At 56.3% G+C, this 23866-nt stretch carries 21 protein-coding genes and 1 pseudogene; 7 read left to right on the top strand and 15 right to left on the bottom strand.

All coding sequences use genetic code 11. From position 1 onward, the window contains the following. Positions 1–718: 718 nt before the first annotated feature. Positions 719–1441 carry an ABC transporter ATP-binding protein gene (locus MUU46_RS17760; protein WP_159754179.1) on the top strand — a complete coding sequence of 241 codons (723 nt, stop codon included), beginning with the start codon at positions 719–721 and terminating at the stop codon, positions 1439–1441. Here MUU46_RS17760 and bioD read toward each other — a convergent pair. The 4 genes from bioD to bioB are packed head-to-tail and all read right to left on the bottom strand — an operon-like array spanning position 1416 to position 5031. Beyond that, positions 1416–2105 (bottom strand): dethiobiotin synthase, encoded by a 690-nt coding sequence (gene bioD / locus MUU46_RS17755; protein ID WP_159754182.1) that lies wholly within the window; start codon positions 2103–2105, stop codon positions 1416–1418. The two genes, MUU46_RS17760 and bioD, sit on opposite strands and share 26 nt — an antisense overlap. Further along, a complete protein-coding gene (gene bioC, locus MUU46_RS17750; protein WP_258966200.1) occupies positions 2098–2853 on the bottom strand; it encodes a malonyl-ACP O-methyltransferase BioC in 756 nt (251 codons plus the stop codon). The genes bioD and bioC overlap by 8 nt, the downstream gene beginning before the upstream one ends. After that, a complete protein-coding gene (bioF, locus tag MUU46_RS17745; protein WP_258966199.1) occupies positions 2837–3994 on the bottom strand; it encodes an 8-amino-7-oxononanoate synthase in 1158 nt (385 codons plus the stop codon). The genes bioC and bioF overlap by 17 nt, the downstream gene beginning before the upstream one ends. Further along, positions 3991–5031 (bottom strand): biotin synthase BioB, encoded by a 1041-nt coding sequence (bioB, locus tag MUU46_RS17740; RefSeq protein ID WP_258966198.1) that lies wholly within the window; start codon positions 5029–5031, stop codon positions 3991–3993. The genes bioF and bioB overlap by 4 nt, the downstream gene beginning before the upstream one ends. 87 nt (positions 5032–5118) lie before the next feature. On the opposite strand from bioB, the gene bioA reads away from it, so the two are divergent. Together bioA and MUU46_RS17730 are read left to right on the top strand one after the other, a co-directional pair. Beyond that, on the top strand, positions 5119–6408 hold the full coding sequence (bioA, locus tag MUU46_RS17735; protein ID WP_258966197.1) for an adenosylmethionine--8-amino-7-oxononanoate transaminase: 1290 nt from the start codon (positions 5119–5121) through the stop codon (positions 6406–6408). A 42-nt stretch (positions 6409–6450) separates the two neighbouring features. After that, positions 6451–6927: a kinase inhibitor gene (locus MUU46_RS17730; protein ID WP_159754197.1), complete on the top strand. Its 477-nt coding sequence runs from the start codon at positions 6451–6453 to the stop codon at positions 6925–6927. A 94-nt stretch (positions 6928–7021) separates the two neighbouring features. Here MUU46_RS17730 and hutH read toward each other — a convergent pair whose 3' ends face one another. The 6 genes and pseudogenes from hutH to MUU46_RS17700 form a co-directional block, all read right to left on the bottom strand. Further along, complete coding sequence (gene hutH, locus MUU46_RS17725) at positions 7022–8542, bottom strand: histidine ammonia-lyase (protein WP_258966196.1); 1521 nt, start codon at positions 8540–8542, stop codon at positions 7022–7024. Then, a complete protein-coding gene (hutU, locus tag MUU46_RS17720) occupies positions 8539–10227 on the bottom strand; it encodes a urocanate hydratase (RefSeq protein WP_159754203.1) in 1689 nt (562 codons plus the stop codon). Before hutU ends, hutH begins: the two co-directional genes overlap by 4 nt. 139 nt (positions 10228–10366) lie before the next feature. Beyond that, the gene (locus MUU46_RS17715) at positions 10367–11089 is read right to left on the bottom strand and encodes a histidine utilization repressor (protein WP_159754206.1); all 723 of its coding nucleotides are present in this window, start codon (positions 11087–11089) and stop codon (positions 10367–10369) included. Between the two features lie 28 nt (positions 11090–11117). Then, on the bottom strand, positions 11118–12077 hold the full coding sequence (hutG, locus tag MUU46_RS17710; RefSeq protein ID WP_258966195.1) for a formimidoylglutamase: 960 nt from the start codon (positions 12075–12077) through the stop codon (positions 11118–11120). Then, a pseudogene (gene hutI, locus MUU46_RS17705) lies at positions 12074–13349 on the bottom strand (imidazolonepropionase). The gene hutG and the pseudogene hutI overlap by 4 nt, the downstream one beginning before the upstream one ends. Positions 13350–13426: 77 nt before the next feature. After that, positions 13427–15088: a carboxylesterase/lipase family protein gene (locus tag MUU46_RS17700; protein ID WP_258966194.1), complete on the bottom strand. Its 1662-nt coding sequence runs from the start codon at positions 15086–15088 to the stop codon at positions 13427–13429. Positions 15089–15231: 143 nt separating this feature from the next. Between MUU46_RS17700 and MUU46_RS17695 the strand changes: the two genes are divergently transcribed. After that, positions 15232–16515 carry a putative acyl-CoA thioester hydrolase gene (locus tag MUU46_RS17695; RefSeq protein ID WP_258966193.1) on the top strand — a complete coding sequence of 428 codons (1284 nt, stop codon included), beginning with the start codon at positions 15232–15234 and terminating at the stop codon, positions 16513–16515. Between the two features lie 63 nt (positions 16516–16578). Here the strand turns inward: MUU46_RS17695 and pgl are convergent, their stop codons facing one another. After that, complete coding sequence (pgl, locus tag MUU46_RS17690) at positions 16579–17574, bottom strand: 6-phosphogluconolactonase (protein WP_258966192.1); 996 nt, start codon at positions 17572–17574, stop codon at positions 16579–16581. A 129-nt stretch (positions 17575–17703) separates the two neighbouring features. Between pgl and MUU46_RS17685 the strand changes: the two genes are divergently transcribed. Continuing rightward, complete coding sequence (locus MUU46_RS17685; protein ID WP_159754220.1) at positions 17704–18522, top strand: pyridoxal phosphatase; 819 nt, start codon at positions 17704–17706, stop codon at positions 18520–18522. On the opposite strand, the gene modC is transcribed toward MUU46_RS17685, so the two are convergent. The 4 genes from modC to MUU46_RS17665 all read right to left on the bottom strand — a co-directional run bounded on the left by modC (position 18523) and on the right by MUU46_RS17665 (position 21368). Further along, complete coding sequence (gene modC, locus MUU46_RS17680; protein ID WP_258966191.1) at positions 18523–19581, bottom strand: molybdenum ABC transporter ATP-binding protein ModC; 1059 nt, start codon at positions 19579–19581, stop codon at positions 18523–18525. A gap of 2 nt (positions 19582–19583) precedes the next feature. Further along, positions 19584–20273, bottom strand: coding sequence for a molybdate ABC transporter permease subunit (modB, locus tag MUU46_RS17675; RefSeq protein WP_159754226.1), 690 nt, complete (start codon positions 20271–20273; stop codon positions 19584–19586). Continuing rightward, positions 20273–21049, bottom strand: a complete 777-nt coding sequence (gene modA, locus MUU46_RS17670; RefSeq protein WP_258966190.1) for a molybdate ABC transporter substrate-binding protein — start codon at positions 21047–21049, stop codon at positions 20273–20275. The genes modB and modA overlap by 1 nt, the downstream gene beginning before the upstream one ends. A gap of 166 nt (positions 21050–21215) precedes the next feature. Next, positions 21216–21368 carry an AcrZ family multidrug efflux pump-associated protein gene (locus tag MUU46_RS17665; protein ID WP_159754232.1) on the bottom strand — a complete coding sequence of 51 codons (153 nt, stop codon included), beginning with the start codon at positions 21366–21368 and terminating at the stop codon, positions 21216–21218. A gap of 127 nt (positions 21369–21495) precedes the next feature. On the opposite strand from MUU46_RS17665, the gene modE reads away from it, so the two are divergent. Together modE and modF are read left to right on the top strand one after the other, a co-directional pair. Beyond that, positions 21496–22284 (top strand): molybdenum-dependent transcriptional regulator, encoded by a 789-nt coding sequence (gene modE, locus MUU46_RS17660; protein ID WP_258966189.1) that lies wholly within the window; start codon positions 21496–21498, stop codon positions 22282–22284. A gap of 66 nt (positions 22285–22350) precedes the next feature. Beyond that, positions 22351–23820 (top strand): molybdate ABC transporter ATP-binding protein ModF, encoded by a 1470-nt coding sequence (gene modF / locus MUU46_RS17655; protein WP_258966188.1) that lies wholly within the window; start codon positions 22351–22353, stop codon positions 23818–23820. Positions 23821–23866: the final 46 nt, after the last annotated feature.

Below are 23866 nucleotides of genomic sequence, written 5' to 3'. Positions count from 1 at the left end.
CGCCGCACCAAAATTTGCCAATAATAAATACTGGATAAAAAAACAGTAACGCATTATCGTATTTGTGTTACCGGTTCCACGGGCGAGCAACTGCGGGGCAAATTTCCCCTGCGACGAGATAAAACACCAGACGCAGCAGGTTATCCCCAGAACATTCCCACATTTAACATTTGTCAAGATGCGTAATGAATCTTTTATGGCAGTCAGTGACACTTTTCTTACAGACATTGCTTTTATCGAAGTGATTGATAAAAAAAGAAAATATCGAAAAGCCGCGTTTCGCATCAATTTGGACGCAGGCCGCGTCTTCTCTCGCCTACCGTGAGTTTTCTAACTCTAATGCACATGGTTATCCACAGGAATGGTGGATAACTACCTGCAGCCCAACTCCCCTGCCACTCGCGCAAAACGCACCGGCACCGCAAAAGGCTCCAGTAAAAATTTTTTATCGCTCTTTTTTGTCTTTAATCATCTAAATGTGCCCTTATTTTTTGATGAGATATTGCTCACAAAATCAGTATCTGCACTGCACCACCAGCCGACATGTTGACTCCACTGGAGCACTGACAAAGTGCAGCGGCTGCGTTCTGACGCCATCTCAATGGGCTGATTTAAGAGTTAAATCCGAAATATGCGTCATTCCGCAGCGGCATCTCTCTTCTGGCAAGGGATTTGCAGAATCCTATCGCCGCTGACGGCCACACCGAAGGAGAAGCCGATGTTGAGTTTACGCGCAGTGAATCACTATTACGGAAGTCAGCATATTCTGTGGAATCTCAGCCTCGACCTCACGCCCGGAAAGTGCACCTGCGTGCTGGGGTTGCCCGGCATGGGAAAAACCACGCTGGTTAACTGCATTGCGGGCTTTCAGGCTATCGAAAGCGGTACCATGGTCTGGCAGGATGTCAGCGGGCCGCCGCGCGATCTATTGATGCTCTCGCCGCCGCTAAGGGCAGCCATGGGCATTGGCTATGTGACGCAGGATAAGCGTATTTTCTCGCAGATGACGGTAGAGGAAAATTTGCAGATTGCGATGAAGGCGGGCCATGAAGGCTCCGGCGCTATTGGCAGCGATATCTTCGACCTGATGCCAGATTTGTATCCGCTACGCCACGTCAAAGGCGCACTCATGTCGGACGACGATCAATACCAACTGGCGTTGGCCTGCGCAATGGTCACCAAACCGAAATTGCTGATCCTCGATGAACCGACGCGCGGCATGGGTCAGGGATTTATGCACAAGCTTGGGGAATGCCTGCTTCGCCTGAATCGCGATCTGGGTCTGACGGTGCTGCTTGCTGAACAGCACCTGCCTTTTATTCGCCGGGTGGCAGACAAATTTTGCCTGCTGCATCGCGGGCGTAACGTCGCGCAGGGCGCGGTCGATCAGCTCGACACCCGGCTGTTAGAGCAATTTATGACGCAGGACGAAGCGCCCTAAGGTCGAGATATTGTCCCGGTTCGGCGGCTTCTGGCCCGTGCTCCAGGTACGGGATCTCGCCGAGCAACGGTGCGGGGAGCAGACGCGTTAAGGTCGCCAGATATTCCGCATGGCGTTTGCCTGGCGGGATAACGTCATTGGCAATCCAGCCCACAAGCGGCAATCCCGCCTGCGCTATCGCCTGAGCAGTCAGCAGCGCATGGTTGATGCACCCGAGCTTAACGCCGACCACCAGAATCACCGGCAGCCGCTCGGCCTGTACCCAATCGGCAAACGTCCAGTCGGCCGCCAACGGCGTATACCAGCCACCCGCACCTTCTACCAGCACCCAATCCGCCTTATGCGACAGCGCCTGTAACCCGGCAGACAGCGTATGGGCATCTATCGGCCGCCCTTCATCCTCGCTCACGATATGCGGCGATGTCGGCTCGGCGAAGGTGTACGGATTGACTTCGTCGTAGTTCAACGTCAGACCGCTGTTGCGCTGTAAGGCCAGCGCATCGGTATTGCGCAGTCCGTTGGCGGTCATTTCGCTTCCGGAAGCCACCGGTTTAAACCCTGCAGTACGAAATCCCGCCCGGTTTGCGGCCTGTAAAAGCGCACAGCTGGCCACGGTTTTCCCGACTTCGGTATCAGTCCCGGTGACAAAATAACGTTCAGTCACGTTCAATCACTCCTGTAAAAATATGGTACGTCAGGGCGCAGCGCCCGTTTTGTTTGGGCCATGCCAGTTGAAGCTGCTGCAAATGGTGGCGAGTCAGGGTTTGCGCCGTCCTGCCTTCGTGCAGATGCGTCGCACCAATGCCTTTCAGCGAACGCATGGCGCTCAGCGCGTCTTCAAACGTAACGCTTAAGGTGTGGATATGTTGCTGACAGCGATAGCCCTCAAGCGCCGAAAGAATCTCATCCTGCGTTAAGAATCGATTGGCATGCGGCTGGCGGTCAATAGCCTGCCACGCCAGGTTCAGCTCCGGCAGCGAATCGGCCACCAGCGTGCTAAACGCCACCAGCCCCCCCGGACGCACCACGCGATGTAATTCCCGCAGCGCTGACGCCAGCGATTCACACCACTGCACCGCCAGATTGCTCCACGCCAGGCAAAACTGCCTATCGGCAAGCGGCATGGCTTCGATATCTGCCTGCACGTAGTGCTGCGCCGAATGTTGCCGCTCGGCTTCAGCCAGCATCTGCGGCGATAAATCCAGCGCCGTGACGTTGCTCCCGGCCTCGGTCCAGACACGGCTTATGCTGCCCGGACCACAGCCTGCGTCCAGCACCTGTTCGAATGGCCGTTGAGGAAGCTGAGCGAGCATCGCCGCAGCGCTCTGGCGTTGCAGCTCGTCATGCTGCTGATATTGGCTGGCGGCGCGACCGAACGCCGCCGCGATCGCTGGTTTATTCACGGGCGGCATGCAGCACCTCCAGCAGCGTGTCAATATCGTGTGTTTGGTGCGCCGCCGTTAGGGTCACCCGCAGACGTGCGGTGCCTGCCGGGACCGTTGGCGGACGGATAGCCGTCAGCCAGCAGCCCTTGTCACGCAGCCGTTCGGCCATCTGCAATGCACGCATATTTTCACCGACGATCAACGGTTGTATGGCACTTTTCGATGCGGTTAACTGCATGTCCAGCTGCTCTGCACCCTGACGAAAACGTGCGATGTGGCGGTTCAACGTCTGCCGACGGGCTTCGCCCTCATCGGAACGGACAATCGACAGCGCCTGACTGAGCGCCACCGCCTGGGCAGGTGGCATACTGGTGCTGTAAATCAGGTGGCGAGCGAACTGCAGCAGATAATCCGCAACGTCTTCGCTACACAGCACCGCCGCGCCGCTCAGGCCGAAGGCTTTACCAAAAGTCACCACCAGCAAATCGGGTTTCACCTGCTGGACGGAACAACTCCCACGCCCTTCTTCGCCGCACACACCAATTCCGTGGGCGTCATCCACCAGCAGCCAGCCGTCGGCGGCGCGGGTTACAGCTGTAATCTCAGCTAACGGGGCACTGTCGCCGTCCATACTGAAGATGCCCTCTGTCACCGCAAGCTGCAGGCCGTCTATCGGCTTCGCGAGCAGAGTTGCCAACTGTGCGCTGTCGTTGTGCGCAAAGCGCCGCAGCTGTGCCGGGCTGTGGCTGGCGGCCTCCAGCAACGAGGCGTGGCTCAGGCGGTCGGCAACTATTCTGTCCTTTTTGCTCATCAACGCCGTAATCAGCGCCTGATTGGCGGCAAATCCTGAGATAAACAGTAGCGCTCGCGGGTAGCCCAACCAGGCCGCCAGCCCCTGTTCAAACTGCTGATGTGCCTCGCTGTAGCCGGTGACATGCCCCGACCCGCCGCTCCCGGTGCCGTAACGGTCGGCACCCTGTTGCCAGGCGGCGATGATCTGCGGATGCTGACTCAGACCTAGGTAATCGTTGCTGGAGAAATTGAGCCAGCGCTGCTCGCCCTGCGCCAGCCAGCGCCCGGCGCCATGGGTAACGGGATAACGACGACGAAAAGTATCGGCATGACGCCGATCGCTTAGCGCGCTGTCGATGCGTTGCTGCCAGCTCATACCGTCGCCGCGTTGTAATACGTTTCAGTGTCTGGCGTCATCAGCGCCTGCTCAAGTTTTTGCTGCTGTTCGATATCGCCCGATAGCACTGCTATCTGCTCCGGGTTCATCCCCAGCTTACGGAACAGCAGCAGATCTGTGTCTTCTTCCGGATTCGGCGTGGTCAGCAATTTGCAACCGTAGAAAATCGAGTTGGCACCGGCCATGAAACACATCGCCTGCGTCTGCTCGTTCATCTTTTCACGCCCGGCTGACAGACGCACGTGAGAGGTCGGCATCATGATCCGTGCCACCGCAATGGTGCGAATAAAATCAAACGCATCGACGTCTTCGTTATTTTCCATCGGCGTGCCTTTGACCTTGACCAGCATGTTGATGGGCACGCTCTCCGGCGGCGTCGGCAGATTCGCCAGCTGTAGCAGTAGCCCGGCGCGATCGGTAACGGTTTCGCCCAAACCGACAATCCCGCCGGAGCAGACTTTAATTCCCGCGTCGCGGACTTTGCCGAGCGTATCGAGGCGCTCCTGATAGGTGCGGGTGGTGATGATGTTGCCGTAGAACTCCGGTGAGGTATCGAGGTTGTGGTTGTAGTAATCGAGCCCGGCCTCACCCAGACGCAGCGCCTGAGTGTCCGACAGCGTGCCCAGCGTCATGCAGGCTTCCAGACCCAACGCCTTGACGCCTTTTACCATTTGTTCGAGGTACGGCATATCGCGTTCGTGTGGGTTTTTCCACGCAGCACCCATGCAGAAACGCGTCGAACCGGCATTTTTCGCCTTACGCGCCGACGTCAGAACCTCTTCCACTTCCATCAGGCGTTCGACCTCAAGCCCGGTTTTATAACGCGCACTCTGCGGGCAGTATTTGCAGTCCTCCGGGCATGCGCCGGTCTTGATCGACAGCAACGTGCTGACCTGAACCTGGCGTGGATCGAAGTGCTGACGGTGAATCGTCTGCGCGTCAAACAGCAGTTCCAGCAGGGGTTTGTTAAACAGTTCAGTAACCTGCGACATTGTCCAGCGTACGTGGTGAGCCATTGGCATCTCCAAAAGGGGTTCAGTTGTTTCTCGGTTCGGTGTAGGATCGTAAACCTAAAACTTTTCAAAATGGTTTACAAGTCGATTATGACCCAGGACGATCTCAATTTCGATCAACGCCATATTTGGCACCCCTACACATCAATGACCGCCCCGCTTCCTGTTTATCCGGTGGTGGCTGCTCGCGGCTGTGAGCTGGAACTGGCTTCCGGCGTACAACTGGTGGATGGAATGTCGTCCTGGTGGGCGGCGATCCACGGCTATAACCACCCGCGGCTGAATGCCGCGATGACCGAGCAGATTTCGCAGATGTCGCACGTGATGTTCGGCGGGATAACGCATCCGTCCGCGGTGGCGCTGTGTCGCCGACTGGTGTCAATGACCCCCGAATCGCTGGAGTGTGTTTTCCTCGCGGATTCCGGTTCGGTGGCGGTGGAAGTGGCGATGAAAATGGCGTTGCAGTACTGGCAGGCCAAAGGCGAACCGCGCCAGCGTTTTCTCACTTTCCGCAACGGCTATCACGGCGATACCTTCGGTGCGATGTCGGTATGTGACCCGGACAATTCAATGCACAGCCTGTGGAAAGGCTATCTACCGGAAAACCTGTTCGCACCCGCACCTCAGAGCCGTTTCGACGGAGAGTGGGATGAAATGGATATGGTGCCGTTTGCCCGCCTGATGGCTGCACATCGCAGCGAAATCGCCGCCGTTATCGTCGAACCAATTGTTCAGGGCGCGGGCGGAATGCGGATGTATCACCCGGAGTGGCTGCGTCGACTGCGCAAAATGTGCGACCGCGAAGGCATTCTGCTGATTGCCGATGAAATCGCCACCGGATTCGGCCGAACCGGTAAACTGTTTGCCTGCGAACATGCAGGCATCACGCCGGATATTCTGTGTCTCGGCAAAGCATTAACCGGCGGCACGATGACACTTTCTGCGACGCTCACCACCCGCGCAGTAGCCGAAACCATCAGCAACGGTGAGGCGGGCTGCTTTATGCACGGCCCGACATTTATGGGCAATCCGCTGGCCTGCGCCGTGGCGGCTGAAAGCCTGGCCTTGCTGGAAGAAGGCCACTGGCAGGAGCAAGTTGCCGCTATCGAAGCGCAGCTCAAGCGTGAACTGGCTGAAGCACGGATTTCGCCGCAGGTGGCGGATGTGCGGATTTTAGGGGCCATCGGCGTGGTGGAAACTCACGCGCCGGTGAACATGGCACGGCTGCAAAAATTCTTCGTGGAGCACGGCGTGTGGATCCGGCCGTTCGGAAAACTTATCTACCTGATGCCGCCGTACATTATCAGACCAGAACAGCTGACACGTCTGACGGATGCCGTAAAAGCCGCTCTCAGTGACAACACGCTTTTCACGTCCTGAGCTAAACTTCGTGATTATTCAGCACCCTGAAGAGGCACAAAGATGAAATTGATTAGTCACGATTTTAAGGATGGCGACAAGCTACCCCATCGCCAGGTTTTCAACGGCATGGGCTACGATGGCGACAATCTTTCGCCACATCTGGCCTGGGATGACGTGCCGTCCGGCACCAAGAGTTTTGTGGTTACCTGCTACGATCCGGACGCCCCAACCGGCTCTGGCTGGTGGCATTGGGTGGTGGTGAATATACCGGCTGATACCCGCGTGCTGCCTCAGGGTGCCGGGTCAGGCATCGCTGATTTACCGGATGGCGCGCTGCAAACACGCACCGATTTTGGCAAAGCGGGCTACGGCGGCGCGGCGCCACCGAAGGGTGAATCGCATCGCTACATATTTACCGTTCATGCGCTGGACGTGGCCGCTCTCGAGGTGGATGAAGGTGCCAGCGGCGCGATGGTGGGGTTTAATGTGCATTTCCACAGTCTGGCGAGTGCGTCGGTGACGTCGAAGTTTAGCTGAGTGCCGCCTGATCCCCTCTTCCCGGATTGTACACCCGCAGGGAGAGGGAGAAAAAACGCTGAAGGCCCGGCAGCCAGTGCCGCCGGGCAATGAATTACAGCACCGGCTCCACCAGCTTCTGCAATTGCCCTTCGGCAATCATCGCTATTGCCGCTTCGATATCCGGCGCGAAGAAGCGGTCCTGCACGTAGTGCGACACTTTTTCACGCAGCAGATGACGCGCTTGTTCCAGCAGCGGACTGGTGGTCAGCCCTTCACGCATATCAATGCCCTGCACTGCCGCCAGCCATTCCACGGCAATCACGCCACGGGTATTGGCCGCCATTTCCCACAGACGACGCCCGGCGGCAGGTGCCATGGAAACATGGTCTTCCTGGTTAGCGGACGTCGGCAAGCTATCAACGCTGTGTGGATGCGACAACGCTTTGTTTTCACTGGCCAGCGCCGCAGCAGTCACCTGAGCAATCATAAAGCCGGAGTTAACCCCACCATTTTTCACCAGGAATGGCGGCAACTGTGACATGTGGCTGTCCATCAGCAGCGCAATTCGGCGTTCCGCCAGAGAGCCAATTTCAGCAATCGCCAGCGCGAGGTTGTCCGCCGCCATCGCCACCGGTTCCGCGTGGAAATTGCCGCCAGATATGACTTCATTCTCGTCAGCAAACACCAGCGGATTGTCCGACACCGCATTCGCTTCGACGAGCAACACCTCTTTCGCCTGACGCATTTGCGTCAGGCATGCCCCCATCACCTGCGGCTGGCAGCGCAATGAGTACGGGTCCTGCACTTTGCTGCATTTAGCGTGAGACTGCGAAACGGCGCTGGAATCGGTCAGCACGTGACGATACATCGCCGCCGCATCAATTTGCCCACGCTGGCCGCGTGCTTCGTGAATGCGGGCATCGAACGGACGACGCGATCCCAAGGCAGCTTCGGTCGTCAACGCGCCACAAATCACCGCTGAGCTGAACAACTCTTCGGTTTCAAACAGGCCACGTAGCGCAAAGGCGGTCGATGCCTGCGTGCCATTTAACAGCGCCAGCCCTTCTTTCGCTGCCAGCGTCAGAGGCGCCAGCCCGGCCTTTTTCAGTGCATCTTTGGCCGGTAGCCATTCGCCTTGCCAACGAGCTTTGCCTTCGCCCAGCAGAGTCAGCGACATGTGCGCCAGCGGAGCCAGATCGCCGGATGCGCCGACAGAACCTTTCGCCGGAATACAGGGATAGACGTCGTGATTCACCAGCGCCATCAGGGCTTCAATCACGCTCAGACGGATACCGGAAAAACCGCGCGCCAGGCTGTTAATTTTCAGCACCATAATCAGACGCACCATCGCGTCATCCAGCGCTTCGCCTACACCCGCCGCGTGTGAAAGGACCAATGAACGCTGGAGATTTTCCAGGTCAGCGGTAGCGATGCGGGTTGAAGCCAGCAGACCAAAACCGGTGTTGATGCCATAGGCGGTGCGCCCTTCGGCCATGATCGCGTTCACGCAGGCGACGCTGGCATTGATGCCTGCAATGGCGCTTTCGTCGAGCGTCAGTGTTTGCGGCTGGCGATAGATATCCAGCAGTTGGGCAAGGGTCAACTGACCCGGAATCAGGTTAAGTATGCTCATTTTTTCTGCCCCTGGGTTGCAGCAATCATCGGTAAATTCAGTCCTTGTTCAGCGGCACATTCTACCGCGATTTCATAACCTGCGTCGGCATGTCGCATTACGCCGGTGGCCGGGTCGTTATGCAGGACGCGGGCGATACGCGCCGCAGCCTCGTCGGTGCCGTCGCAGACAATAACCATTCCGGCGTGCTGTGAAAAGCCCATGCCGACGCCACCGCCGTGGTGCAGTGACACCCAGGTGGCACCGCTGGCGGTGTTGAGTAATGCGTTCAGCAGCGGCCAGTCTGATACCGCATCGGAACCATCGCGCATGGCTTCGGTTTCACGGTTAGGGCTGGCGACAGACCCAGAATCCAGGTGGTCGCGGCCAATGACAATCGGGGCCGATACTTCACCGGAACGCACCATTTCGTTGAATGCCAGGCCAAGTTTTTGACGCCATTCCAGGCCCACCCAGCAGATGCGCGCCGGTAAACCCTGGAAACTGATGCGCTCGCGGGCCATGTCCAGCCAACGATGCAAATGAGTGTCGTCGCTGACAATTTCTTTCACTTTGGCATCGGTTTTGTAGATATCCTGCGGGTCGCCGGAGAGCGCTACCCAGCGGAACGGCCCGATACCGCGGCAGAACAGGGGCCGAATATAGGCCGGGACGAAGCCCGGGAAATCAAAGGCGTTGCTGACGCCCATTTCTTTTGCCATCTGGCGGATGTTGTTGCCGTAATCGAAGGTCGGGACGCCCATCGCGTTAAACGCCAGCATTGCGCTGACGTGTTCCGCCATCGACTGTTTGGCGGCTTTTACCGTGCCCTGCGGGTCGCTTTCGGCCTTCTGCTGATACTCTTCCCACGTCCAGCCCTGCGGCAGATAGCCGTGCAGCGGATCGTGCGCGCTGGTCTGGTCGGTGACCATGTCCGGACACACGCCGCGTTTGACCAGTTCCGGTAGAACGTCGGCGGCGTTAGCGCACAACGCCACGGAAACGGCGCGGCCTTCCTCGGTGTATTTCTTGATGCGAGCCAGTGCGTCGTCCAGCGATTCGGCCTGTTCGTCGATATATTTGGTGCGAAGACGGAAATCAATGCGACTCTGCTGGCATTCAATGACTAGCGAGCAGGCCCCGGCTAAGGTGGCGGCTAACGGCTGTGCGCCGCCCATTCCGCCAAGCCCGGCGGTGAGTACCCAGCGCCCTTGCAGGTTGCCGTTGTAATGCTGGCGTCCGGCTTCGACGAAGGTTTCGTAGGTGCCCTGCACGATGCCCTGACTGCCGATGTAAATCCAGCTGCCGGCGGTCATTTGGCCGTACATCGCCAGCCCTTTCGCATCGAGTTCGTTGAAGTGTTCCCACGTCGCCCAGTGTGGGACGAGGTTAGAGTTGGCAATCAGCACGCGCGGCGCGTTGTCGTGGGTTTTAAACACCCCCACCGGTTTACCTGACTGCACTAACAGGGTTTCATCGTTTTCGAGGTTTGTCAGAGCCTCGACAATCGCGTCGTAGCAATCCCAGTTACGGGCCGCACGTCCGATCCCCCCGTAGACCACCAGCTCGTGCGGATTTTCCGCTACGTCCGGATCGAGGTTGTTCATTAACATGCGCAACGGCGCTTCGGTGAGCCAGCTTTTGGCAGTGAGCGTGTTGCCGCGCGGCGCACGGATTTCCTGCGGGCGGTATTTATTCTGGGACATCGGAATACTCCTGACGGATACGATGAAGACAAGAAATATATACTTGTCTATACAATTGTTCGCAAGCCAGGGTTTAACAAGATTGATACATTTTTGTTATCTTGCGTCAGCAATCACGCTTTTGCTGACGCCACGAGAGTTAAGAACCGAAATGGCCCTGGAGCCGATAACGGTTCCCAGGGAAAATCAGACGGGCATGCGACACGATCCCGGTACGTGACCAGGTGCGGCGGCGAATTAACAGGCACGGATCGTGTTCATGGATAGTGAGCAAGTGGCACTCTTCGGCGCTGGCTTTTACCGCTTCAACGATGTGCTCCCCTTCGGTAAGTGGCGCAATCAGCGACAGGTAGTCGTGTGCAGTGGTGGTGGTGTAATCCTGTTGCAGGTATTCCGGTACCACCTCGGCATTCACGCAGCGATCTTCAATCTGTACCGGCACATCGTTTTCGAAATGCACCATCAGCGAGTGGAAAATGCGCGTACCTTCGGCCACGTTCAGCGCCTGCGCCTGCTGTTTATCGGCATTGACCTCTTCCAGCAGCAGCACTTCACAACGATGCTGATGTTGACGGGCGGCGATTTCATCGGCAATGCTGTGCACTTCAAACAGCGCCGACTGCCCCTTTGGCTCGGCCACAAAAGTGCCGACACCTTGCAAACGAACCAGCAAACCTTCGTCAGTCAACTCACGCAGCGCACGGTTGATGGTCATCCGGCTGAAGCCAAACTGCGCCACCAGCTCCGCCTCCGAGGGAATGCGATCATGCGGACGCCAGATACCCGCGGCAATATTGTCGCTGATAACGCGTTTGATCTTCTCATAGAACGGCGCGGGGGCGCCGGTTCGCGGTGAATACATGTGTCATCCTTTATTATTGCGGGTGCTGTCACGCATGCCAGCAATGAACAATTTGCCAGGCCAGTCTGGCCGCGGTGCGGGCACCCTGTCCGTCTCTGTCGTACTGCGGATTGAATTCAACCAAATCAACCGCCTGCAGTTTGCCACTCTGACACAGCGGCATGACTATTCGCAACAAGATTGCCAACGGGACGCCAAGCGCTGCGGGAGCCGATACCGCAGGCATTTCACAGGCCGGGAGCACATCCAGGTCGATGGTCAGATAAATGCGGTCATGCTCCACAACCACCCGCTGAAGATCCTGTTGCAGCGCGCCGACAGGGTCATCCAGCAGGGTTAAATCTTCCAGCACGGTGACGTGACGCTCACGCGCCTCTTGCCACAGCGCTTGCGTGTTTGCCGCGCGGCTTGCACCGTAGCAAGTGTAATTAAAACGCCGGTTCTGGCTTTCGCAGTGCAACGCCAGTTGGCGGAATGGTGTACCAGAGGTGGCCTCTGCGGCATGACGTAAATCCAGGTGTGCATCGAGATTGACGATAGCGACATTTTCATTCGGGAAGGCGTCGAGCACACCGGAACCATGTGGCCAGGCCGTTTCATGACCGCCGCCGAATACCAGGGTTTTCATCTGCGCACGCTGACAGGCCAGCACTGCATCGTGCAGTGCCTGCTGCGCCGGTTCCAGTAATTCCGGTTCGGCATGCACATTGCCGAGATCAACCAGCAAATCGTGTCCACCATGACTCGCCATGTTGGCTAGCGCCTTGCGCAGCGCGTCTGGTCCCTGATGCGCGCCGGGCCGTCCTTGATTGCGCTTTACGCCTTCGTCACAGGCAAATCCGATCAGGGCTATTTTCCCACGATGCGCTTCCGGGGCAAAGTCGCGCGTAACCGTTACTGTCTGAAAAAGACGTTTTGCCGCAGGCGATTCGGCGCTGTCATCACGCCCCTGCCACAGTTCCTTCGGCGTCGGTTGCCATAGATTCATTGAGTCACCTCGCCGCGAAACACGCGCTGCCAGAGCGGATTACGCCCCGGCTCGTACACCATTTCAACCGGATGTTCTGCATCCCAAATGGCAAAATCGGCCACAAAGCCCACCGCCAGCTGCCCGTGTGAATGCTCGCGGCCCAGCGCACGCGCGGCGTGACGGGTGACACCGATCCACGCTTCTTCCGGCGTTAAGCCGAATTTAACACAGGCCATGTTCATCGTCAGATGCAGGCTGGCGAACGGGCTGGTGCCGGGGTTGTAATCCGTCGCGACCGCCATCGGCACCTTGTAACATCGAAGCATATCCACCGGCGGTTTTTGCGTTTCGTTGAGGAAATAAAATGCACCGGGAAGCAGCACCGCAACCGTGCCGCTGTCGGCCATCGCCGCGACACCGTCTTCGGTCAGATATTCGATATGATCGGCGGACCGCCCTTTATAGCTGCTGACCAGCTGCGCACCGCCCAGCGAAGAGAGCTGCTCGACGTGGCCTTTAACCGGGATATTAAGCACCTGCGCGGCGCTGAATACTCTGTCGGTCTGATCCGGACTGAACCCGACGTTTTCACAGAAAGCATCCACGGTTTCAAATAACCCTTCCTGCCACAGCGTCGGCATCATTTCTTCGCAAACCAGGGTGATGTAATCATCGCCCCGGCCTTTATATTCTGCTGGGATCGCATGTGCGGCTAATAATGTCGGGCTGATATCGACGGCGTTGGTCGCCGCCAAATGCTGCGCGACGTGCAGCATTTTACGTTCGTTGGCCATGTCCAGACCATATCCGGACTTCACTTCCACCGTGGTAACGCCTTCCTGCATCAAACGCGTCAGACGCTGCTGCGCGAGGCGAATCAGCTCGTCCTCACTGGCGGCCCGAGTGGCCTGCACGGTGGCGTTAATACCCCCGCCGTTCGCACTGATGGTCTGATATGAAACTCCATTCAGCCGCTGCTCCCATTCGGTGGCGCGACTGCCGCCAAACACCAGATGTGTGTGGCAGTCGATCAGACCCGGCGTGATCAGCCGCCCTTGCAGATCAATGCGTTTTCCTTTTCGCGACGCCAGCGCCGCTTCAGGAAGAATTTCCACGATCCGCCCGTCCCGGACTACCAGCGCGTGATGTTCCAGTAGACCATAAGGCTGGGCGTGGTTGGGATCGAAGGTGGCAAGCCGGGCGTTATGCCAGATTACGTCGGTATCAGTATGTTCAGACATGAGAGAACCACTTGTCATAGGTTGTATAGACATTTATTAATGGCAACATCGGGGATGTCAACCTCCTGACCGGATATGTTGCTTTTTTGTGACATCCCACATGCAGTGTCCACACTACGCCTCAAATCACTGCGTTTTTGAAATAGCATCCAACCGCATAGCCCAAGGATCGCGGATATCAGCCGTCTCTTTTGCGCCTCCATTCGGGAACATCAGAAGATTATCGCTCTCGCGCTGATACGGTTTCCAGGAAGGCAATCCCTCACCATTCGGATTGCCCGTTTTGACGAAGTTGACCCAATAATGGTGCATTTGTGTCGCAACCGCTTCGTCCTGGGGGGTGACGGCTTTCGCATAACGACCTTTCAGCGTGTCAAAGACATACGGAATTTCGGTGGCGTGCTCCGCACCCTGAACATTTTTTCTGAGGGACTCTGCGACGTATCCAAAACGGTATTGCCATACAGGAACATTCTGACGACTGATTTCCTGCGCCATAAACCGCGCAGGCTCTACCATAAACCTGTCGCTGGCAATGGTGTCTGCCAACTGTTGTGGCGTCAGCTTTTCTTGCGGATCCCAGTGGTGACGCATTTGTGTTAAATCGACCTTGCCAAACGATGCCAGCGCCTGTTGATAATGACTGACACGCGGTGCAAAACCGATATCAGAATTTGTCGCCCCAACAATCAATGGAATGTGGGCGAATTTACCCTGACGAAATTGCACCTGGGGTTCGTCAGCTATCAACTCACCGTCGATCATGGGGCCAGAATATCCCTTATCGATAAACATATTGGCCATATTCAGGCCGTTTACCAGGGTCACAGCAGGGAGATTACGCAACGCATCTAATACTTTTCCCCCCTCGCCCTCCACCCCTTGCTGTCTGGAAAAAGCCAGCCCTGCCTTTTCGGCCTGTTGATAGGTAAGGTGTGGATTAATGTTGTAGCGCCCGGAACCGGACTCGATAATCGCCTGCTGGAACAGTCCCTTCGCCTGCGGCGTCGTTAACAAGCTGATGACAGAAAACCCGCCAGCAGATTCACCAAATAACGTGACTTTACTTGCATCTCCGCCGAAATCGGCAATGTTTTGTTGTATCCATTTCAGGGCCGCAATTTGGTCCATAAGCCCGTAATTGCCCCGCAGCGATTGTGGAGCCAACGCAGGATGCGCAAAGAAACCAAAACGCCCGAGACGATAGTTAAAACTGACAAAAACCACTCCGTCACGTGCAAATTCAGCACCACTGTATATTGTGGGGGAAGAGCCGCCGTTAACAAAACCACCGCCATGGATCCACACCATCACCGGGAGTGATTTTCCTTCAGCATCTGATGGCCGCCAGACATTCAGGGTCAGGCAGTCTTCGCTAAATCCAGCGTCTCCAACCGGAGCCGCATCACCGGGGAAAGGATTTTGCAGGCAATCGTTACCATAACGAACCGCTTGCCGCTCACCCTGCCATTGACTCACAGGCTTTGGCGGTTGCCAACGCAGTGCCCCTGTTGGCGGTTGCGCATAGGGAATACCTTTGAAGGCATCAACACCCGCCGACTGTGAACCCAGTAATTTTCCATTGCCAATGGTCACAGCAACACCCTGTGCTATTGCGAGACTGCTCAATGCGAAGATTGCGGACCCCAGTCCCACTATTAACGTTCTCTTCATACCTTGTTCTCCATGAGTCAATATCAAAGAAAACAATAAGAAAAATACTGACATAACATATTGAACATATTCACAAAAATGAATCTCACCGATCACTAACTGAGAGTAGAGCACAAAAGATTCATTTACCTGTACAAAACCAGAAACGGGTACTGTCCGTTAGCAACTTTTTTGCAGCATTGCTTCCCGTTTCGCTCAACTTAGTATAAAAAGTCAGGTTTTAAGGACTCTTTCCACTACATTCAGCCTGGAGCACCATGAATACATTCTCGGTTTCTCGTCTGGCGCTCGCGCTCGCTTTTGGCGTGACGCTTACCGCCTGCAGCTCAACGCCACCCGATCAGCGGCCTTCTACTCAGGAAGCACCGGGTACGTCTTCTCGCCCAATTTTAACGGCTGGTGAAGCGAAAAACTTCGTGCAGGAACGTTACTTCACCACCATGGATCCGAACGCGGCTCCGTGGTCACCTTCTGCAATTGCCACTCCCGCTAAAGCGGATTTCGTGGTCGGCCCAGCCGGTACTGAAGGCGTAACGCACACCACCATTCAGGCAGCCGTGGATGCCGCAATCGCGCGTCACAGCAGCTCACGCACTTATATCGCAGTCATGCCGGGTGAATATGAAGGCACCGTGTATGTGCCAGCCGCTCCGGGCAGCCTGACCATTTACGGCATCGGTGACAAAGCCGCAGACGTTAAAATCGGCCTGGCTATCGATTCTGAAATCGACCCGACCACCTGGCGTCGTCTGGTTAACCCGGCGGGCAAATACATGCCTGGTAAGCCGGCGTGGTATATGTTCGACACCTGCCAGAGCAAGCACACCGCTACCGTAGGCGTAATGTGTTCTGCTGTCGTCTGGTCGCAGAATAACGGTCTGCAATTGCAGAACCTGACCATCTCTAACACCCTGGGCGACAGCGTCGATGAGGGTAACCATCAGGCCGTGGCTTTGCGTAGCGACGGTGACAAAGTGCAGCTGAATAAGATCAATCTTCTTGGCCGTCAGAACACCTTCTTCGTCACCAACAGCGGCGTGCAGAATAAACTGCAAAATGACCGCATCGCCCGTACGCTGGTCACGAACAGCTACCTCGAAGGCGACGTGGATATCGTTTCCGGTCGTGGCGCAGTGGTGTTCGATAACACCAGTTTCCAGGTCGTGAACTCCCGCACCCAGAAAGAAGCGTACGTGTTCGCGCCGGCAACGCAGTCCAACCTGTTCTACGGTTTCCTTGCCACCAACAGTCGCTTTAACGCGACCGGTGACGGCGTAGCGCAGCTCGGTCGTTCTCTGGACATTGACGGCAACACCAACGGTCAGGTCGTTATCCGCGACAGCGCGATCAACGAAGGCTTCAACAATGCCAATCCGTGGGCCGATGCCGCTATCTCCAAACGTCCCTTCAGCGGCAACACTGGCGCTAAGAACGATAAAGGCGAAGATCAACGTAATCTGAACGACACCAACTTCAACCGCATGTGGGAATACAACAACCGCGGCGTCGGCAGTTATGTTGTGGCTGAACCGAAGAAATAATCGGACGTTAAGCCATAAAAAAACCTCGCTTCGGCGAGGTTTTTTATTCGTCGGCGAATAGCCTTAGCGGGCGTTAACCACTACCCACATTGGGCCCTGACCCACCGCATAACGTCCTTTCTCTTCCAGCAGCCCCTGCTCGCCTTTAATTTCATAGACCGCAAGGTGATGAGATTTCTGACCTACCGCCAGCAGGTATTTCCCGCTGTGATCGACGTTGAAGCCGCGCGGCTGCGTCTCGGTCGGCTGGAAGCCCTGTACTTCAAGAACGCTTCCGTCTTCAGAAATGGTGAACACCGTCAGCGTGCTGGAGGTGCGATCGCAGGTATACAGGTGACGTCCATTCGGGGTGATGTGGATGTCTGCCGCCCAGCGGGTGCCGGTAAAATCTGGCGGCATCATATCCAGCGTTTGCACGCATTCGATTTCGCCATGCGGGTCACTCAGTTCCCACACGTCAACGCTGCTGTTCAGCTCATTCACACAGTAAGCGTATTGCTGATTCGGATGGAATGCCATATGACGCGGGCCTGCACCTTCGACGGTGGTCACTTCCGCTGGAGTTTGCGCAACCAGTTTGCCGTCGTCGCTCAGCGTAAACAGGCAGATACGATCCTGCTTCAGCGCTGGCACCCATAGGGTGCGGTTGTCCGGCGTGATGTTCGCTGAGTGGCAGCCCTCCAGGCCTTCAACCACATCAACCACGCCCACCGGCAGGCCTTCTTCCAGACGCATCACGCTGACGCAAGCCTGGTTATAGGAACCGCTGAACAGGAATTTACCTGAATGGTCGGTGGAAATGTGGGTCGGGCTGCCCGGCAGCGCAGACTCACCGGCAAACGTCAGCGCGCCATCGTCCGGCGCAATACGGTAGGCAATAACGCGAAACTCCGGGCGAACACCAACGTACAGATAACGCTTGTCCGGGCTGATGACCATCGGCTGAACCTGGCCCGGAACATCAACCACCTGCACCAGAGTCAGTTTGCCGTCCTGATGAAGGCTCCAGACATGGATCTGCTGGCTTTCCGGGCTCGCGGTATATACGGTTTGTTTCATGAATACTCCTTTCCTTACTGCACGTGGAAGCAAATTAACAGGATAGTTAGTGCTGAAAAATTTGCCCTGCGCGCGCTGCGGTGTACCATCGTGAGCTGCATATTTTTCAACATTAACCTGGATGACAACATGACATCACGCGTGATAGCCCTCGATTTAGACGGCACCTTGCTGACCTCAACGAAAACCATTCTTCCGCAATCGCTTGAAGCGCTGTCGCGCGCGAAAGAAGCGGGCTATCAAATTCTGATCGTGACCGGCCGACATCACGTTGCTATCCATCCTTTTTATCAGGCACTGGCGCTCGATACACCTGCAATTTGCTGCAATGGCACCTATTTGTATGATTATCAGGCAAAAAAGGTTCTGGAAGGCGATCCGATGCCGGTCGAAAAAGCCCATGCGCTGGTGAACCTGCTGGCGGAGCACAACATTCACGGCCTGATGTACGTGGATGACACCATGATGTACGAAGAGGCTACCGGGCACGTGACGCGCACGTTGAACTGGGCGCAGAAGCTGCCAGAAGAACAGCGCCCTTCCTTTACCCAGGTCGATTCTCTGATTCAGGCCGCGCAGGATGTGAAATCGGTGTGGAAATTCGCCCTGACCGACGAAGACACACAAAAGCTGAACACTTTTGCCAACCTTGCAGCCCAGACGCTGGATTTGGAGTGTGAATGGTCGTGGCACGATCAGGTCGATATTGCGCGTAAGGGCAACAGCAAAGGCTACCGCCTGGCACGTTGGGTCGAGTCTCAGGGGTTATCGATGAAGGATGTGGTCGCGTTTGGCGATAACTTTAACGACATCAGTATGCTCGAAGCGGCAGGAACCGGCGTGGCGATGGGCAATGCCGATGACGCGGTAAAAGCCCGGGCCAACGTGGTGATTGGCGACAACTCTACCCACAGCATCGCCGAATATATCTACACCCACCTGCTGTAATCAGGCGCTGATCGACACGCTTTTTATCTGCGCATACAGCCACTGACCTGGTTTCACCGCCAGGTCATCGCGAGCCCACGGGCTGATGCGCGCCCACAACGTACGGCCGCCCACTTCAAGCTGCACTTCCACCTGGCCGTTATTGTCATAGCACTGCACCACCTTCGCGCGCAGCACGTTGCGGATACTGGTTTGCACCGGCGGTTGTAACACCAGCGACACGTCGGACGCCTGAACGCGAATACGCACCGACGACTGCTCCGGCTGATCGAGTTTATTAACCCACAGATGCTGATCGCCCAGCGCCAGTGCCGTCATCGCATAATGCGGATGGTGTTCCAGTACGGTGACTTTCAAGACGCTGCTCTGCTGATCCTGCGGCAGCCACGGATGCATCACGCTGCTGCCCCAGACATCCTCCAGATTGCCAAACGCTTTCACATTTCCGTCTTCCAGCACCAGCACTTTGTCAGCCAGATGCAGAATTTCTTCCAGCGAGTGGCTGACGTAGAGCATCGGAATGTTGATTTCGCGGGCCAGGCGCTGTAAATACGGCAGCAGCTCACGCTTGCGAGGAATATCCAGCGAGGCCAGTGGTTCGTCGAGCAGCAGCAATTCTGGTGCGGTCAGCAGCGCACGACCAATTGCCACACGCTGTTTTTCACCGCCGGACAGGCTTCCGGGCAGACGGTCGAGCAGCGCTTCAATGCCGAGCAACGACACCATTTTGTCGAACTGTCCGGCCATGCTTTTCGCCATGCCGTAACGCAGATTACCGCGCACTTTGTAATGTGGGAACAGGCGCGCATCCTGAAACACATAACCAATACGGCGTTTTTCTGGCGACAGACAAATCTTTTTCTCGGTGTCGTTTAAAACGCGATTGTTGAGCACGATTCGCCCCTGCTGGGGTTTTGTCAGCCCGCTGATGGCGTTGATCAGCGACGTTTTCCCGGCACCTGACACACCGAACACGGCGGTTATCCCGACAGCGGGAAGAGATTCATTGATGCTCAGGCAGTGATTGCCCAGCGTCTGGGTGAAATTGAGTTCCAGCATGATTATTTCCCCGTCCGTTCGCGGCTCAGTTTCGCCAGCCATTCCGATATCAGCAGGGAAACCAGCGCCAGCACGATGGAAATCAGGCACAGCCGCGCAGCCGCGCCTTCACCACCCGGGGTCTGAATCAGGGTATACATCGCAGAAGGAATGGTGCGCGTTTCGCCCGGAATGTTAGACACAAAGGTAATCGTGGCCCCAAATTCGCCGAGCGAACGGGCAAAAGCCAGCACGGTCCCAACGATAATACCCGGCAGCATCAGCGGCAGCGTGATGGTGAAAAACACCCGCCAGCGCCCTGCTCCGAGCGTGCGTGCCGCCTGCTCAAGCTTGATATCGACGCCTTCCAGCGCGAGGCGAATGGCACGCACCATCAGTGGGAAAGACATCACCGCAGCGGCGAGCACTGCGCCGCGCCAGCTAAAGGCAAAGGTTAGACCGAACCAGTCGTACAGCCAGGAGCCGATAAAACCGCGCCGCCCCATCGCAATCAGCAATAAATAACCGACCACAACCGGGGGCAACACCAGAGGAAGATGGATGAGGCTGTCGAGCAGCGCTTTGCCCGGGAAATTCCGCCGCACCAGCAGCCAGGCAAAGAAGATCCCAAAGGGTAAGCTGAACACTACCGCCAGGGATGAGACTTTCAGGCTCAGCATTACCGCCTGCCATTCGGGATCGGTCAATATCATTAGTGCGTAGTAAATCCGTACTGTTTAAAGATAGCCGCTGCCTGCGGGCCTTTCAGATAATCGTAGAAAGCGTTTACCGTGGCGTTATTATGCCCGTCGGTGATGGCCATCGGGTATTCCACTTTTTTATGGGAATCTTCAGGGAAGGTTCCGACAACTTTAACCCCTTTGCTGGCTACGGCATCAGAACCGTAAACGATGCCCAGCGGCGCTTCGTTACGTTCCACCAGCGCCAATGCACCGCGCACGTCTTCGGCCGGAGCCAGTTTCGGTGACAAGGTATCCCATGCGCCAAGTTTGGTCAGCGCTTCTTTGGCGTAGATGCCCGCCGGAACGTGGTCCGGATCGCCTACTGCCATGCGGCCACCTTTCAACAGGCTGGTCCAGTTGGTTTTCGCATCAATGGTGAATTCGCCCTGCTTGCTGGCTTTCGGCGCGACAACCACCAGGCTGTTGCCGAGCAACGTTTTACGGGTCGCCGTATCAATGGCTTTTTTCTCTACCGCGTAATCCATCCACTTCTGGTCAGCAGAAATAAACAGGTCGGCTGGTGCACCCGCTTCAATCTGGCGCGCCAGGGTCGATGAAGAAGCAAAAGAAGAGACGACATCGACGTTCTTCTCTTTTTTATATTCTTTAGCAATGTCCTGCATCGCATTGGTGAGCGAGGCGGCTGCGAAAACGGTAATTTTGCCTGTATCTGCCGCCGCAGCGTGACCCACAACCGCAAGGGATAATGTAGCGCCCGCAAAAAGGCGTAACCATGTACGTTCCATCTGTAACTCCTGTGAGTGTCGTTATGTACTCAATAATATAACGATAACGGTAGGGTTTTCCCAGCGTAAAATGGCGGTTGTTCTGAGGGACTATCGGCAGTAAGAAGAGGAACTTAAATGAGAAGAGAGAATAAAAAAACACCCGGCGGTGCCGGGCGTCTCGAAATCAATGGTTTTGCTGGCGGCCATTTTCTTTGTGGCCGACGTTCGACAGAACGTTAAATACTTCACCCAGACCGTAAATCAGCCCCAGGATGATAGCCATCACCACAGGAACCATGATTAAGGCAAATACCAGACTTTTCAACAACTCTAACATGGTCAGCTCCAGACATTGTGATTCCTTCATTGTAACCCGATAATCAGGAAATTCACTCCCCTTTTGTGCGGTGCCCTGTGCAATAATATCGCGGTGCGACCCCCTAACATCAGAGCAGGACATTGATATGCAGGCCGAAATTCTTCTTACCCTAAAACTCCAGCAGCGTCTTTTCGCCGATCCACGGCGTATATCATTGCTGAAGCAGATAGCCATTACCGGCTCCATTAGCCAGGGGGCGAAGAATGCCGGGATCAGCTACAAGAGCGCCTGGGACGCCATCAATGAAATGAATCAGCTGAGCGAACAGCCGCTGGTTGACCGTGCGACCGGGGGAAAAGGCGGTGGCGGTGCGGTTCTCACCCGCTACGGCCAGCGCCTGATTCAGCTCTACGACCTGCTCGCACAAATTCAGCAGAAAGCGTTCGACGTGCTCAGCGATGACGACGTTCTGCCGCTGAACAGCCTGCTGGCCGCCATTTCGCGCTTTTCCCTGCAAACCAGCGCCCGTAATCAATGGTTCGGTACCATCACCCGTCGCGACCACCAGCAGGTGCAGGAGCATGTCGACGTGCTGCTTGCCGACGGCGAAACCCGCCTGAAAGTGGCGATCACTTCCCAGAGCGGCGAACGTCTTGGCCTGGAAGAAGGCAAAGAGGTGCTGGTGCTGTTGAAAGCCCCTTGGGTGGGCATTACGCGTGATGCAAAGATTGCGCAAGCCGCCGACAATCAGCTCACCGGTGTTATCAGCCATATCGAGCGCGGCAGCGCGCAATGCGAGGTGCTGATGACCCTGCCTGACGGACAGGTGCTGTGCTCTACGATGCCAATGGAAGAAGCACAGGATTTGCACGAAGGTGAATCGGCCCTCGCGTGGTTTAACGCCGACCGGGTTATCCTCGCCACCCTCTGCTGATGGCTTGACTTTAGCTTCCAGAAGACGTATCCCTGATAAAAATCGCTGCAATAAACGGGATACACAATGTCATCATTGCAAATTTCGCAAGGCACGTTTCGTCTTAGCGATACTAAAACCCTCTCCATTGAGAATTTAACGCTGCGCTCGGGTGAGTCCTGGGCGTTTGTCGGCAGTAACGGCAGCGGAAAATCTGCGCTGGCGCGGGCACTGTCGGGCGAACTGACGCTGCTGTCCGGCGGACGTGAAAGCGCGTTCACGCGGACCACTCGCCTCTCATTCGAACAGCTGCAAAAACTGGTCAGCGACGAATGGCAACGCAACAATACCGATTTGCTCAGCCCTGACGAAGACGACACCGGCCGCACTGCCGCGGAAATCATTCAGGAAGACGTGAAAGATGCAGCGCGCTGCCAGGCGCTCGCCAATCGTTTTGGCATTAGCTACTTACTGGAACGTCGCTTTAAATACCTTTCCACCGGTGAAACCCGCAAAACGCTGCTGTGTCAGGCGCTGATGAGCAACCCCGATTTGCTGATCCTTGACGAACCGTTTGACGGGCTGGACGTGGCCTCGCGTCAGGCACTGGCGGAACTGCTGGCGGCGCTGCATCATGACGGCATCACCCTGGTGCTGGTGTTGAACCGCTTCGATGAGATCCCTGATTTCGTGCAGTTTGCAGGCGTGCTCGCTGACTGTATTCTGCTGGAAACCGGCACCAAAAAAGCACTGCTTGCGCAGGCGCTGGTCGCCCAGCTGGCACACAGCGAAAAGCTGACCGGCATTGCGCTGCCAGAACCCGATGCACCGTCTGCACATCTTTCGCTTCCGGAAGATGAGCCGCGAATAGTGCTCAATCACGGCAGCGTGTCATATAACGACAAACCCATCATCGACGACCTGAACTGGACGGTAAATGCCGGCGAACACTGGCAGATTATCGGCCCGAACGGCGCCGGGAAATCAACCCTGTTGAGCCTGGTCACCGGCGATCATCCGCAGGGCTACAGCAACGATTTAACGCTGTTTGGCCGTCGGCGCGGCAGCGGGGAAACCATCTGGGACATCAAAAAGCATATCGGTTATGTCAGCAGCAGCCTGCATCTGGATTACCGCGTCAGCACCAACGTGCGTAACGTGATCCTCTCCGGCTTTTTCGATTCCATTGGGATTTATCAGGCGGTATCTGACAAGCAGCACAAGCTGGCTCAGGGGTGGCTGGATATTCTGGGCATCGACAACCGTACCGCTGATGCCCCTTTCCACAGCCTGTCGTGGGGACAACAACGGCTGGCGTTGATCGTTCGAGCACTGGTGAAGCACCCCACGGTGCTGATTCTGGATGAACCGCTCCAGGGACTGGACCCGCTCAATCGCCAGCTGGTACGGCGCTTTATCGACGTATTAATTGGTGAAGGCAAAACCCAGTTGTTGTTCGTGTCACACCACGCTGAAGACGCGCCGGACTGCATTACGCATCGTCTGGAATTTGTGTCACAGGCCGAAGGCTACGGCTACGCCGTCGGTCCTTTGTAACCCTTGTGCCCGCATCGGGAGCCTCGCGCTCCCGCTTTTCGGATAA

The sequence above is a fragment of the Scandinavium tedordense genome, assembly GCF_024764965.1.
In the GTDB taxonomy this organism is placed as follows: domain Bacteria; phylum Pseudomonadota; class Gammaproteobacteria; order Enterobacterales; family Enterobacteriaceae; genus Scandinavium; species Scandinavium tedordense.
The sequence above is the reverse complement of the archived record's forward strand: the minus strand, read 5'-3'. Positions and strand labels throughout refer to the sequence as shown.

Bases quoted from the DNA above. Each gene is read 5' to 3' on its own strand.
- MUU46_RS17760 (WP_159754179.1), top strand. From the start codon at position 719: ATGTTGAGTTTACGCGCAGTGAATCACTATTACGGAAGTCAGCATATT.
- bioC (WP_258966200.1), bottom strand. From the start codon at position 2,853: ATGCCGCCCGTGAATAAACCAGCGATCGCGGCGGCGTTCGGTCGCGCC.
- bioF (WP_258966199.1), bottom strand. From the start codon at position 3,994: ATGAGCTGGCAGCAACGCATCGACAGCGCGCTAAGCGATCGGCGTCAT.
- bioB (WP_258966198.1), bottom strand. From the start codon at position 5,031: ATGGCTCACCACGTACGCTGGACAATGTCGCAGGTTACTGAACTGTTT.
- bioA (WP_258966197.1), top strand. From the start codon at position 5,119: ATGACCCAGGACGATCTCAATTTCGATCAACGCCATATTTGGCACCCC.
- MUU46_RS17730 (WP_159754197.1), top strand. From the start codon at position 6,451: ATGAAATTGATTAGTCACGATTTTAAGGATGGCGACAAGCTACCCCAT.
- hutH (WP_258966196.1), bottom strand. From the start codon at position 8,542: ATGAGCATACTTAACCTGATTCCGGGTCAGTTGACCCTTGCCCAACTG.
- hutU (WP_159754203.1), bottom strand. From the start codon at position 10,227: ATGTCCCAGAATAAATACCGCCCGCAGGAAATCCGTGCGCCGCGCGGC.
- MUU46_RS17715 (WP_159754206.1), bottom strand. From the start codon at position 11,089: ATGTATTCACCGCGAACCGGCGCCCCCGCGCCGTTCTATGAGAAGATC.
- hutG (WP_258966195.1), bottom strand. From the start codon at position 12,077: ATGAATCTATGGCAACCGACGCCGAAGGAACTGTGGCAGGGGCGTGAT.
- MUU46_RS17695 (WP_258966193.1), top strand. From the start codon at position 15,232: ATGAATACATTCTCGGTTTCTCGTCTGGCGCTCGCGCTCGCTTTTGGC.
- pgl (WP_258966192.1), bottom strand. From the start codon at position 17,574: ATGAAACAAACCGTATATACCGCGAGCCCGGAAAGCCAGCAGATCCAT.
- MUU46_RS17685 (WP_159754220.1), top strand. From the start codon at position 17,704: ATGACATCACGCGTGATAGCCCTCGATTTAGACGGCACCTTGCTGACC.
- modC (WP_258966191.1), bottom strand. From the start codon at position 19,581: ATGCTGGAACTCAATTTCACCCAGACGCTGGGCAATCACTGCCTGAGC.
- modB (WP_159754226.1), bottom strand. From the start codon at position 20,273: ATGATATTGACCGATCCCGAATGGCAGGCGGTAATGCTGAGCCTGAAA.
- modA (WP_258966190.1), bottom strand. From the start codon at position 21,049: ATGGAACGTACATGGTTACGCCTTTTTGCGGGCGCTACATTATCCCTT.
- MUU46_RS17665 (WP_159754232.1), bottom strand. From the start codon at position 21,368: ATGTTAGAGTTGTTGAAAAGTCTGGTATTTGCCTTAATCATGGTTCCT.
- modE (WP_258966189.1), top strand. From the start codon at position 21,496: ATGCAGGCCGAAATTCTTCTTACCCTAAAACTCCAGCAGCGTCTTTTC.
- modF (WP_258966188.1), top strand. From the start codon at position 22,351: ATGTCATCATTGCAAATTTCGCAAGGCACGTTTCGTCTTAGCGATACT.